The organism is Pseudoalteromonas sp. TB25 (genome assembly GCF_000497995.1).
Lineage (GTDB): Bacteria > Pseudomonadota > Gammaproteobacteria > Enterobacterales > Alteromonadaceae > Pseudoalteromonas > Pseudoalteromonas distincta.
On record NZ_AUTI01000221.1, the window covers coordinates 1 to 12,560 of the forward strand.

The window sequence follows — 12,560 nt, forward strand, 5'->3', positions numbered from 1 at the left end:
ATTACAGTAGCAGGCCAAGCGGGTAATTTTGAGCTAAACGTTATGCTGCCAGTCATTGCGTATAATATTTTGCAAAGCATAGAATTACTTGCCAATAGCGCACAAGCATTGGGCGATAAAGCCATTGCCAGCTTTAAAGTAAATAAGCCTAATATAGATAAAGCACTCGCTAAAAATCCAATTTTAGTGACTGCGCTCAATCCGGTGATCGGTTATGAAAAAGCAGCAAAAATAGCAAAGCAGGCTTATAAGGAAGCCCGCCCTATTATTGATGTAGCCGAACAAGAAACCGATTTACCACGCAGTGAACTCGAAAAGCTACTTAATCCCACCAAACTAACGCAGGGTGGACTTTAATAAACGATATTTTTCACGGCTTTAATTACTTGATAATATAGTTTTTATTGCCGTAAAAAATGCACCGTGTATGATAGTGATGAATATTTCATCACTATCAAGGTTTGTTATGCGTACCCCATTGTTAGCCATACTTTTACCACTTTGTTTAACTGCATGCTTAGATAAAACGCCAACTGAAACGCAGCAAGTAACAATAACCTCAGAAGCTGAAGCACCAAAGCAAGAGCTACAAAAGCTAAAAGAAAACACTCAATTACAAGAAAATACTAAAAAGAACGTAGTTGCTGAAAAAATACCAAAAGCTGATTTAAAAAACGTTTCAATAGACGATATAAAAACAGCTAAAGCCGAATTAAATACGCTAATTACAGATAAGCAATGTGATACCAGCACTCAATGCAGAATAAGTGCAGTAGGCAGTCGCGCGTGTGGCGGGCCAAGTAGCTTTGTTGTGTATTCAACAAAATCAGCGTCTGAAAAACAAGTAGCAGCCCTTAGCGATAAAATTACTAAGCTTGAAAGTAACTATAATTCACAAAAAGGGATGATGAGCATTTGTCAGCATTTAACAACGCCAAGCACGCAGTGTGTTGAAAATAAATGTGTTAAACTTGAAGGTTCAGCGGTAAGTGCATTTTAAGGATAACGTTATGAGTTGTTTACCATCGGCAATTAAACTATCAATTTTAAGCATTGCTAGCAGCATTTTACTACTAAGTGGTTGTGCTAGTACTGTGACGTCAAATGAGCAAAGTAAAAACTTATCTGACTTAAACTATGATCTGAATAATATGGTGAGTAATAACAGCTGCACTGCAAGCTTTCAGTGCAAAGTACTTGAAGTGGGCGCCCGCGCATGCGGCGGACCGAGTAAGTATGCTGTTTATTCAACGCTGAACACATCTCAAGAAGAAGCAGAACAGCTTGCTCAACAAATAACAAAACAAGAAAAAATACAAAATAAAGCACAAGGCTTAACCGATTGTTCACCAGTACTTGAAGTGCAATCGCTGTGTATTAATCACCAATGCCAGTCGTTTGATATAAAATAAAAACGGTCGCATATAAGCTAATTTCAGCGTTAACCTAAATACGGAATTAACGCTGAAATTACAACAACCAGCACTACGCAAATACCCGCTTTTATAATGTACTTCATGGGCATTGTTTTAAGCACCCAATATGCATAAATAAAGCGTACAAAATAACTCGCCGCAGTACCAAACAACGCAAAAATAAGTAGATAAGCAATTAGAGTAATATTCATAATAATCTAGTGCAACTACTTAGTTTTTTTAGTGTGAGCAATTAGTAAGTCAGCTACTTGTTGTTTTACGGCTCGCTTATCATCACTTGGGACATCAAAGCGACTGGCTAGTTGCGCAATCTCATCATCATTTAAATTAAACGATAAACGTTGACGCGTTTTTTTAGACTTTACATCTAAGCCAAGTATTTTACGGATCATATCTGACGGCGTTAACTCTTGGTCAATAGCTTGCTTTTTTATCAGCTTTTGAACTTCACTGCTTAGATCAAATGCCATTTGTGTGGCACGTACAGCTTGTTCCTGACGTAACCACTTGTCTTTAGCATCACTCACTTAGCATCTCCGGGAAACAAGTCTACAATATCAGACATTGGACGCATGAGCGTTAGCGATACTTCGGTTTCGCCGCCATCCCAAATTTCGATATTTAAACCAAAGCCTTCATTATCTGATGCTAAACAAATCATTTCACATGGCTCACCACCTTCTTGCTCATAACGAGGCAAAGTTTGGTTGCGGTAATCTTTATTATGGAAATAACACACATAAGGCGACTCGCTTTGTTGATAGCTTTTAGCTAAAAACTGCATAAAGCGCTCTGGTGTATTTTGCACTGTAATGTGGGTTAACGACTCTTCATCAAAAATACGCGCAAACTCATCAAGGCCAAATATCTCTTCAACTTCGTTTCGCTGAATTTTAATAGAAAAGTTAGCCCACTCTTCGCCGTCATCTTGCTCAATTTGTAAAAATACAACTTGGCCGCTATTTGTCTCAAGTACAAATTCAGTATCGCTGCTGTGCTGATATTGGTAAGTCTGAATATCAGTAACACGTAGCGTTTCACCTTTTAACCATGCCGGATAAGCAAATGAGTCGATAACGCTAAACATGTCGCCTTTTTTAAGCTCGCTCGGATGATTAAGCTGACGCTCTGGCTCTTTTTTAGATTTGAAAAAATTAAACATAGGAAGGCTGCCTTCTAAGCAAAAAAGGTAACTGAGCAAAACTCGGTTACCTTTTTAAAGTATAAACGTAATGGTTAGCTATTTTGCTTCGCTTTGATGCGAGCTAAAATATCAGCACTTTTTGGACTTGTGTCGCCAATGCCTGCTTCAGCCATTTTTGCTTTTAAGTCATCGCCATTTACGTCTGACTCAAGTTGCTTTGCAGCACCTAGCTGGTCGCTACGATCTTGTTGACGCTGTTTAATACGTTCAAGCGATTGACGAGCCGATGTCATAGACGAGCTGTTTGTATTAAGCGTGCTGTTAACAGCCATTGTTGCTTGCTGTACGCTTTCAGTGGTTTTAACCATTGTAAGCTGGCGTTGATTCTCTTTAATCGATTTTTCAGCATCTTTAACTTGCTGCTTAAGTGCAACAATATGGTTACTAAAGCCAGATAATACTTGCTCGTTTTCGGCTTTTTCAGCTTCAAAGTCACCAATTTTTTCTGCAATTTCTAATGCTAACGCTTCGTTGCCCTTTTCAAGAGCTTGGCCTGCATACGCTTCGTGTTCAGCGATTGATGCATCTACAGCGCTAATTTTACGCTTAGTTTGCATTTCTTTAGCCATTACTTCTGTAAGGCTTTTTTTAGCGCGGTGAAGTGCATTTTGCGCGTCTGCAATTTCTTGCTCAAAAATACGGATGCCATTTTTGTCTACAATTGCTTCGCCTGCTTCACGAGCGCCGCCACGTACTGCTGTAAATAATTTTTTTAAAATACTCATAATCTTAACTCCACTAACTGGCTATTAATCGTTTAAATACAAGGTCACGGCTTCTAGTGCATCGATAGCGTTATCGGCTAAAGTCACTAGTTCGTGGGTAACGTCATCTAATGATGAATTTACCGACAGTGCACCAAAAATCGCGTATTTGTTATCGATTTTAGCAAATGCACTCAGTGGAATTGGCACGTTTAAACGTAGTAATGTTTCGTTTAACTCGTTGCGTAATTCACTCTTAACTTCATCTTCGTCAAACAAGTAGCTAATACATAACAACTGCTCTTGCGTTTGTGTAACAAAAATTGGAAGTTCATCATTTCCATCAACAATGACTTGTAAAACATCTTGCTCGCCTGGGTTGGCAATCAAGAAAGACTCAAAGTTAGCGCCTTCAGTTTCAAAAGAAGCTAATTTTATTGAAAGTTCATTTAATTCCATGTCTCTGCCTTTTGTCGTTTGACATATTATGTCTGAGTTAAGATTCTCATGGTCGACATATTATGTCAACCATGTTTTGTTAGTTTTTATACAATTCGCTTTCTATTTGCCATGCAGTTCGGTAGTAATCATAAAGCTGACCAGATCCTAACCTATTGACCTCAATACTTTTAACTTGTTCAAAGTAGTGGTTAGGAAATACAAAACTTGCCAATAAATATTCTTTACTAATCCATCTTGATGGCACAGGCATAGCCGTCTCATCATTAATACGGCCACTAGCCGACTGACCCATTTTAGTGGCTATAGTCCAGCCCCACTGCCCAAACGAAGGTATGTTTTGCTGATACTGCTCAACATACTCAAACCCTGCGGCTTTAACTGTTTTAGCAATGCTTAAAAACGCTTTTTTAGCGTGGTAAGGTGAAGTTGATTGAACCGCCATTGCGCCATCGGGTGCTAATAACTGACGTACATGATTATAAAAGTAATCACTGTACATTTTATTTAGATCAGGGTGATTTGGGTCCGGTAAATCAATTAAGATAGTGTCGAACTGCTTAGATTGATCAAGCAGCTTTTCTACTTCTAAAAATGCATCACCCACAATTATGTTGGCTCGCGAGTCTTGCATCGATTTATTGTTTAGCTGTAGTAATCGCTTATTGATGTGCTCTGGCGGGGTAAAGTCACCGTCTTTATGACCAAATAAATTGAGAAGCTGCGCGTCTAAATCTATTAACGTTACTTCACTCACAGGCCATTTTAAAACATCTCTAAGTGCAAGCCCGTCACCACCACCTATTATTAATACACGGTCGTGTCTGTTAGAGGCAAGCATTGCAGGATAAACCAGCATTGAATGATATATTTGCTCATCAATACTTGAGAACTGTAAACGCCCATTTAAATATAAATCGGTAATTGGCTGAGGTTGGTTTTTGCTTAACCTTTCGGTTAAAACTACGTGTTGGTATTTAGTTGCTTGCGAATAAATTACTTTATCTTTGTATAAAACATTACTTAGATTGTTCATCCAGCTACTGCCAAATACTAAAATAAAGCCAAACAATGCCAACAGTACTATATGGCAAACTAAAAGTGCCTTAGCAAAGCGCACATGGGCATGGTAACGCCATAAAAAAGCGAGTCCTGCGATGATATTAAATAACGCCGTCCACGCTGCAGCTTGCATTATAGGCATTGAGAGCATGATACTTACCCAAATGGCTGCACCAATACCAGCACCGATATAATCGGCACCATAAATAGTCCCTGCGTTGTTTTCTAAAAAACGGCCATAAACGTGCTGACGAATGCGCGCTATAAGCGGTATTTCCATACCAATAAATAAACCCAGTATTAAACCAAAAACATAAGGTAGAAAACGTGACCACTCTTGTAGCTTTTGAAATACGTAACCATTAAGTACAACGTCTGGGGGTAAGTTAAAAATGCTCGAAAATAAATGAGGAAGAGAATAACTTACAGCTATTACACCCGCTATCGCTAAAATGCAGCCCATGCCAACCAAAGCAATAATGCTTTCTAGCCAAGCAAAAGCGGTAAATGCATCTTTAAACCAGCGCGCTAAAAAAGCGCCTAAGCCCATTGCTACAATCATAGTACCGATCATGGCGTAAATAGCGCTTTCTACTGAGCCAAGTACACGGCCCGCATAATGAGACAGTAAGTATTCATAAATAAGGCCGCACCCAGCAAGCACGGCCATAACAGTAATTAGTAATATATCGTGCCCAAGTAAGCGAGACTTACTTGGGGGAGTGTTGGTTGATGACACTGATTATGCGCCTAGTAAGGTTGCCATAGTGATACCTACAGCAAATGATACTGCTGCAGAAATAGCTGCTACACCTACATTTTTTTGACGATTAACTTCATCTGAAATATCGCAACCAGATAAAATTATTTTAATTGTCACTAAGTGCAAAATAATAAATGCGACAAGGCTCACTACAGCGCTAATAGCCCAGTATAGTAAACTCGCATTAATGTTATCAGCAGCGTATGGCGCAACACCCGTTGCAGCTGTAATAGCTAATGCACTACCTATTAAAAATCCAGCGTAACGAATACCCACAGCTAAGTTACCATCAACAATTGCTTGTTGTAGGCAGTCGCCACTTTTGTTTGTACGCTTAAATAACTGCACTCGGTACTGGCTAACAAGTAGTAATACAACACTACCTATAATAAAGGCAGCAATTACAATTGGAAGGCCATGCCAGCCATCAGTAGCCACCCATAAAAGTGCTGAGCGAATAACTATTGCAACGCTAACAACATGACCAAAATCAATTATTGAAGCTGTAACGTTACCTTTAACTATTTCGTCGTGCAGGCTTACTTTACGAAGCGCTACTTTATCTTGAAAAAAGTGACCCAACTTAATAAGTACAATTGCTAATGCGCCGTAAGCTAACATTTGCAGTGCTTCTTGTTGCAGTGTTGCAGCAAAAGCACCACTACTTACACCTGTTAATACAATCGCCAGTGCCACTAAACCAGCGGCAAAGCTAATACCAAAAGCAAAGTTATCACGCTCTGTTATTTCATCATTTGCGTGTAAGTTTGAAACCCAGCCTTTTATATATTTAAGGCTTACAAATAATAAAACAATAATTGCAAAATCAATCGCCAATGCTTGTAGCGACCACATAGTTATTCCATTAAATTCATACATATTATTCTAACTCCAACTTTATTCTTTTACTTACCACGGCTCACGCCACGAGAGGTTCTGCTACCGCTATCACGCACCGATCCTGAGCTATTGTTATAACTGCTCGAACGAGAATAACTACTGCGGCTTTTTGGTGGCGTATAACTACTACGGCTTAAACCGGATGCACCTGTTTTTTTACTCGCATAAGGGCTTGTAAACTGCTTACCTTGGCGTTGATATGTTTGGCGCGTGCGTGTTTCTAGCGCGCTTTGGGTTTTAATTTGTTTAGGGCTTGAATAACGCGAACGGCCATAGTCATTGTAATAACTATACTTTCGGCGCTTGCTCCAACTACCATATTCAACACGGTCAAATACATCGCCTAAAATACGGTACATGCCGTACCATTGCCAAAAGCTAATACCATTACTATTTGTTTGCCAGTTACCATAGTTAGGGTTACCTACCATTTGGTTACCAACACCCTCACCTTCAGCTTGCTTACTAATTGCGCCTACACGCGCTAAAGTGCCTTTGGACATATCAGCTAGCATATTAATAGGATCGGTTAACGCATCAGAAAATAGCGTAGGTTTAGACGCATCACGCAACAAATCAATACTATGCAACGTATCTTCGTAAGGAGGAATTAAGTAAGTTCCTTTAATATCTTTAAGTCGCTGTGTTAAACCACTATAAAGTGCGCCTCGGCGCGTTGCATCAAGGGTAATTACATCAACAACTTTTGTAAGCTCTGGCTGTTGTTTTTTAAGGAGCTCGCCATATTCTTTAAGTAATACAGCATTGCGCACATTCCCATTATCAAGCGCAGTACCAAGCTGTGACAGCTCTGTATCTGCTTTTTTAATAGACTCTTGAATTGTTTGTTGCAGCTGCTCTTCTTTAGATTGACAACCCATAAGCACTGCGAACAAACAAAACAGGCTTATAAGTTTCCAAGCTTTAATATTCGACATTCATGTCACCTGATTTACTAAATTAACTAAGGTAGTTTTACACAGGTCACTTATTAAACCAAGAATGAAATTGCAACAAAGTAAGTCAGTACAAAATTAAATAAACAGCTATATTTAGTATATGAATTTAAAAGCATTCTCAATGTTAAGCTTTTAGTGCTACAAAGGGCGTAGTCAGTAACTTTTTTGTAATTATGGATTGCCTGATTACACAATAATAACTAAAACATAATTAAATGATGGTTAAGGGTTAGATTTGATGCTTCATAGTATTCGATATAAATTTATTATAATAACAACGGTTTTAATTATATTTAGCGCAAATTTAGTTTTTTTCCTCGCGATTAATGAACACGAAGATTTATATCGCCAATCTGTTAAACAAAACTTAGATGCAATGTCTTCAAATATTTCCGATAGCTTATTACGTGTTATGTCTGAGCAAGTTGATTTGTTCTCTATAACCACCGAATTGCTCGGTTTTGATCGATATGAACACATTAAGTTTGTTAATGTATTTGACGCTGACTGGCAATTAATCCAATCGTATGTCCACCCTAACTATTTAGAGCTTGAGAGCTTTAAGCCTGAACTTATAAGTATTCAACCAAAAAATTTACCTTATGCGGTTACAATAACCAATGAAGGACTAGTGGCCTTAAAGGCAATTGGGGAGGAGCAGTTTCCTATTGGATATTTGCTCATTGTGCAAGACTTTAAAAAGCCACTGAATGAAAGTAAAATTAGCCTTTTTTATAGTGCAGCTCCATTTGTTGTTTTAATTATTGCACTCACCATTATTATTTCATTTTGGATATATCAGCGTTTATTAAGCCCACTTTTAGCGCTCTCGAAGTTCACACAGAAAGTTGAAAAATCAACAAATTATAAGCTTCAATACCAAGTCACTGGTCATGATGAAGTATCTCAACTTGGTAACGACATTAATGCATTACTACAAACAATTGACTCCCAAGTTCAAACCAATCATAAACATACCGCACAACTTTTAGTACAAACGCATTCAATGGAGCGCCTCGCCAACTACGATATATTAACAGGTTTACCTAATCGCATGTTTTTTATGGACCTACTCAAACTCGAGCTGGCTAGTAGTAAAAGTAACGATCAAGACGTTGCGATTATGTTCTTTGATGTTGATAGTTTTAAAGGCGTTAACGACACCCTAGGCCATGAAACCGGAGATATGCTTTTACAAGCTGTGGCTAAAAAAGTGAAAAGTTATCTGCGTAGTAACGACATAATTGCACGCTTAGGCGGTGATGAGTTTTTAATTATGCTACCTAATATCACTGAGCAATCTATTGTTATAGATATTGCCGAAAGTATCATTGAGGGTATGAAAGAGCCATTCACTATAAATGAGTGGGACGTACCAGCGGGTATTAGTATTGGTATTGCAAGTGCCAAAGAAGCTGAATTTGGTATAAATACATTTATCAGTAATGCCGATATTGCAATGTACACATCAAAAGAAAAAGGCAAAGGCGCATATACAATATTCCACCATAAAATGCTTGAAGATAACAAACGAAAAGCGCAAGTCGCTAACTTAATATCTCACGCAATAGCGCAAAATGAATTTGAGTTATTTTATCAGCTTAAAATGTCGAATACAGGCGAAGCTCAAGGCTTAGAAGCCTTAATAAGATGGCAAAGCAAAGAGCTAGGCTTTGTTTCTCCTGGTGAGTTTATACCTATAGCGGAACAAGCAGGTAAAATAAAAGCGATTACCCAATGGGTGATCACACAAGTATTTAAAGATGTGCAAATGCTAAAACAACTTATGGGGAATAATGTACTCGTCTCAATGAATCTTTCAAGCCATGACTTAAAAGATCATAACTTCATTCATACTGTAAAAAGTAAACTACTTGAACATAGCGTCGATATTTCAAATGTTCAGTTTGAAATAACAGAATCAAGCTATTTAGAAAATTTTGAAAACGCGAATCAATTTTTTAATCAAGTTAAAGTTATGGGAGGCTCAATTGCATTAGATGACTTTGGCACAGGTTACTCTTCATTGAGTTACCTTACTAAAATTGAAATTGATACATTAAAAATAGATCGAATGTTTGTAAATCAATATGCAAGCTCAGCAAAAGACACTGCAGTATTACAAGCAATACTCGATTTAGGCCAACGCCTTGGTTTAAAAATATGTAGCGAAGGAATTGAAACAACCGACCAAGCTAACTACCTAGTATCAAATGGTAGTGATGAAATGCAGGGCTATTACTTTGCAAAACCAGTGTGCATTGCACAACTACCACACGCAATTGAACGAGCGAAAATATTATTTAAAGAACTAACAATAACTTCAAAATAACTCAGTGCAATTGATTTTTTACTAAGCAAACGGCTTACTTTTAATTTAGTGCAATTATGGTGAGCTCTTTAGGTATAGTAATTCCTGCTGGAAGGTAAGCTACTGAGTCTTCAACGGTTAGTAAGTACTCTATAACCTCTTCTGTAGACTCAAATTCGACAGGGGGCTTGCTGCGCCCCGTGAATCGCATTTGGGCCCAATAAGCTTGTATTCTAGATTCAGTAAGACCTACCATCCTAGTGTTAAAATTTATTCTAAGCGGATTGCCGACAAATAGGTTAACTGCTTTAAATTGTCTGCTCATAGCTCCGCCCATATAAATATGGCGAATTTGTTGCTTACTAAAAGATAAGTTTTTATCTGTGGTATTTACTACAATAATGACGTTCGAGGGGTTTGTATTTTCTGCATAAACTGAAATGCTAAAACCAAATAGGCTACTAGCGACTACAAAGAGCATCATTATTTTTTTAATGTTATTAATAGGTTTAAAAAATATCATTAAAACACCCAATCCAAACCAATAAGATAAAGATTAGTTTTTTTATCAAAATCAGAGTCATCAGGAGTAACGAAAAACGAGTCTTTTACATCGTCACCTTCTAGGGTTGAAAACTCAGCTTTTAAGGCAAGGTTTGGCAGCACATCCCAGCGTACACCAACCGTCCAACTCTTAATTGAATCAGGCGTAGATTCATCAAAAATACGATTGTACCCATATGCAAGTTGATCTAAGTCGCTATTAATACCTAACGGAATTTCATTTTCAGCAGAACGAGTTTCTACGTCGCTATCTGCAAATGTTAAGTGGTAAGTAAAAGGAGCATGATTAACACCGGCAGTTAAATAATAGCTTTGAATTATAGGCACTATCCCCAAATCAGTTTTAATGCGGACCCATTCACCTCTAAAAAAATAATCTAAATTGTCGTAAATTACGCCAAATTGATTTGCATGTGCTCTACCTTTTGTTTTTACCGAGCTGGCGCTTTTTGTAAAATAAAGGCTATTAAGCACATTTTCTAGCTGTCTTATCTCATCAATATCAAGCTTGATATTCCCATTATAACGGGAAACTCTAAATTCTAAGTTTTCAATATTAATCTTACCAATGAACCCTAAAAGATTATCAACTTCAAAGCCCGTTCTTAAGGCGCCAATCCCTATATCACCCGACTCTTCACCATAGTAACCTTCAAAGCTCAAATCAAAGTTTTCTGCACCAAATTTATAAACAGCATCTATGCCATTAAACGTTTTAAATAAATAAGTATCATAAACTTGTTGAGGTGGATTGATCCATGGGTACGCAAAACCAACATCCGAAAAGTCACTCATGGTAAAAAAAGGTGTGCGTAACTTTCCGAGTTTTATTTGAATATTATCTGTCGGTCTATATGTTAAATATAACCACTCTAACCCTGAGTTATCGGAAGCTGTTGTGTTATTGCTTCTTAACAAAAATTGAGCTGTTGCAGACCACTTATCATCAAACTGATACTCGCCTTGGAATCCAATTAAACTAGATGGAGAAAATTTAAGACTGTCTTCATATCCCTTATATTCGACATTTTTTTCGTCTAAGTAGCCACCAATAACTCGAGCATAACCAGAAAATTCAAACTCATTAGAAAAAGCAGAAAAATGAGTAAGCATAGTGGTAAAAAGTAAGCACCAAGATATTTTATATCGCATCAGAGAAAATTAAATCCTTTGTTGAATTATGCAAAATACAGTGAAGATTAATTATGCTAACGATGAAATAACTCACCTGTTCGGATAATCAATTATTTAATTATTTTAAGTAGCGCATTTTACCGCTATCTAAGCTTAGCTAGCAAAGTCATAACTAGGATTAATCATTATAGTCAATGAATTACATGTTGGAACAATATATGTGTTCTATAAAAACATTAAGCATCTAGGTAATACTATTTACATGGAAAAGCACCTCACCCCTCTTGAATATTACTGAGATAGAGCTTAATTATACTTATATAGATACTTATCAACTAAGTAGGAGATAAAACAGATTCTTAATTCATGTCGTTCACTAGGATTGAGTGTTTAATGTGGGTGTTTGATAAAGCGTAATTGATTTAATTATAATCCGATATATGAAAAACCCACCCAAACTTTACTTTTTTGCAGACGTAAAAAAGCCCGAATCGTTAAATCCCGGCTTTCTACAATGTGAAGCCTCCGTAATGTCACGATACCTACAGCGGTGGAGAGTCACGTAGCAAATGCTACTGTATTGGCCGACTGAGATATTGAGGGGTTTTGTTGTGATTTTAACGGCGGGAGTCGCTATGCTCGCCCGACCTACGTGATAGGTGTTGATGTGAAAGTGTGTTAATTGTGCGCACTTCACTTTTCTGCAGACGTAAAAAAACCCGAATCGTTAGATTCGGGCTTTCTAGAATTTGAAGCTTGGAAATGTCGTGGTGCCCACAGCGGTGGAGAGTCACGTAGCAAATGCTACTCTATTGGCCGACTGAGTTATTGAGGGGTTTTGTTGTGATTTTAACGTCGAGAGTCGCTACGCCCGACCTACGTGCTAGGTGTTGATGTGAGTGTGTATTAATTGCGCACATTTCACTTTTCTTCAGACGTAAAAAAGCCCGACTATTTCTAGTCGGGCTCTCTACAATTTGAAGCCTGGTAATGTCCTACTTTCACATAGCAAATGCTACACTATCATCGGCGCTGTTTCGTTTCACTACTGAGTTCGGCATGGA

At 37.9% G+C, this 12,560-nt stretch carries 13 protein-coding genes and 1 pseudogene; 4 read left to right on the plus strand and 10 right to left on the minus strand.

From position 1 onward, the window contains the following. The 3 genes and pseudogenes from aspA to L652_RS0106190 all read left to right on the plus strand — a co-directional run. A pseudogene (gene aspA / locus L652_RS0106180) lies at positions 1 to 357 on the plus strand (aspartate ammonia-lyase); the annotation flags it as partial. A 109-nt stretch (positions 358 to 466) separates the two neighbouring features. Beyond that, complete coding sequence (locus L652_RS0106185; protein WP_024597426.1) at positions 467 to 1,000, plus strand: hypothetical protein; 534 nt, start codon at positions 467 to 469, stop codon at positions 998 to 1,000. A gap of 10 nt (positions 1,001 to 1,010) precedes the next feature. Beyond that, a complete protein-coding gene (locus tag L652_RS0106190; RefSeq protein WP_024597425.1) occupies positions 1,011 to 1,412 on the plus strand; it encodes a hypothetical protein in 402 nt (133 codons plus the stop codon). Positions 1,413 to 1,441: 29 nt separating this feature from the next. Here L652_RS0106190 and L652_RS0106195 read toward each other — a convergent pair whose 3' ends face one another. The 8 genes from L652_RS0106195 to L652_RS0106230 form a co-directional block, all read right to left on the minus strand. Continuing rightward, the gene (locus tag L652_RS0106195; RefSeq protein WP_024597424.1) at positions 1,442 to 1,627 is read right to left on the minus strand and encodes a hypothetical protein; all 186 of its coding nucleotides are present in this window, start codon (positions 1,625 to 1,627) and stop codon (positions 1,442 to 1,444) included. A 15-nt stretch (positions 1,628 to 1,642) separates the two neighbouring features. Then, positions 1,643 to 1,963 carry a hypothetical protein gene (locus L652_RS0106200; RefSeq protein WP_024597423.1) on the minus strand — a complete coding sequence of 107 codons (321 nt, stop codon included), beginning with the start codon at positions 1,961 to 1,963 and terminating at the stop codon, positions 1,643 to 1,645. Continuing rightward, on the minus strand, positions 1,960 to 2,598 hold the full coding sequence (locus L652_RS0106205; RefSeq protein ID WP_024597422.1) for a hypothetical protein: 639 nt from the start codon (positions 2,596 to 2,598) through the stop codon (positions 1,960 to 1,962). Before L652_RS0106205 ends, L652_RS0106200 begins: the two co-directional genes overlap by 4 nt. A 74-nt stretch (positions 2,599 to 2,672) precedes the next feature. Beyond that, positions 2,673 to 3,365 carry a PspA/IM30 family protein gene (locus L652_RS0106210; protein WP_004335088.1) on the minus strand — a complete coding sequence of 231 codons (693 nt, stop codon included), beginning with the start codon at positions 3,363 to 3,365 and terminating at the stop codon, positions 2,673 to 2,675. A gap of 24 nt (positions 3,366 to 3,389) precedes the next feature. Then, positions 3,390 to 3,803 (minus strand): DUF2170 family protein, encoded by a 414-nt coding sequence (locus L652_RS0106215; protein WP_004335098.1) that lies wholly within the window; start codon positions 3,801 to 3,803, stop codon positions 3,390 to 3,392. A gap of 79 nt (positions 3,804 to 3,882) precedes the next feature. Then, the gene (locus L652_RS0106220) at positions 3,883 to 5,604 is read right to left on the minus strand and encodes a polyamine aminopropyltransferase (RefSeq protein ID WP_024597421.1); all 1,722 of its coding nucleotides are present in this window, start codon (positions 5,602 to 5,604) and stop codon (positions 3,883 to 3,885) included. A 3-nt stretch (positions 5,605 to 5,607) separates the two neighbouring features. Then, on the minus strand, positions 5,608 to 6,507 hold the full coding sequence (locus L652_RS0106225; RefSeq protein ID WP_024597420.1) for a DUF350 domain-containing protein: 900 nt from the start codon (positions 6,505 to 6,507) through the stop codon (positions 5,608 to 5,610). 26 nt (positions 6,508 to 6,533) lie between these two features. Beyond that, complete coding sequence (locus L652_RS0106230; RefSeq protein WP_024597419.1) at positions 6,534 to 7,466, minus strand: hypothetical protein; 933 nt, start codon at positions 7,464 to 7,466, stop codon at positions 6,534 to 6,536. A gap of 259 nt (positions 7,467 to 7,725) precedes the next feature. On the opposite strand from L652_RS0106230, the gene L652_RS0106235 reads away from it, so the two are divergent. Next, positions 7,726 to 9,819, plus strand: a complete 2,094-nt coding sequence (locus L652_RS0106235; RefSeq protein ID WP_024597418.1) for an EAL domain-containing protein — start codon at positions 7,726 to 7,728, stop codon at positions 9,817 to 9,819. A 40-nt stretch (positions 9,820 to 9,859) separates the two neighbouring features. Here L652_RS0106235 and L652_RS0106240 read toward each other — a convergent pair whose 3' ends face one another. Next, positions 9,860 to 10,321: a hypothetical protein gene (locus tag L652_RS0106240; RefSeq protein WP_024597417.1), complete on the minus strand. Its 462-nt coding sequence runs from the start codon at positions 10,319 to 10,321 to the stop codon at positions 9,860 to 9,862. Further along, the gene (locus L652_RS0106245; protein ID WP_024597416.1) at positions 10,321 to 11,514 is read right to left on the minus strand and encodes a porin; all 1,194 of its coding nucleotides are present in this window, start codon (positions 11,512 to 11,514) and stop codon (positions 10,321 to 10,323) included. The genes L652_RS0106240 and L652_RS0106245 overlap by 1 nt, the downstream gene beginning before the upstream one ends. Between the last annotated feature and the right edge of the window lie 1,046 nt (positions 11,515 to 12,560).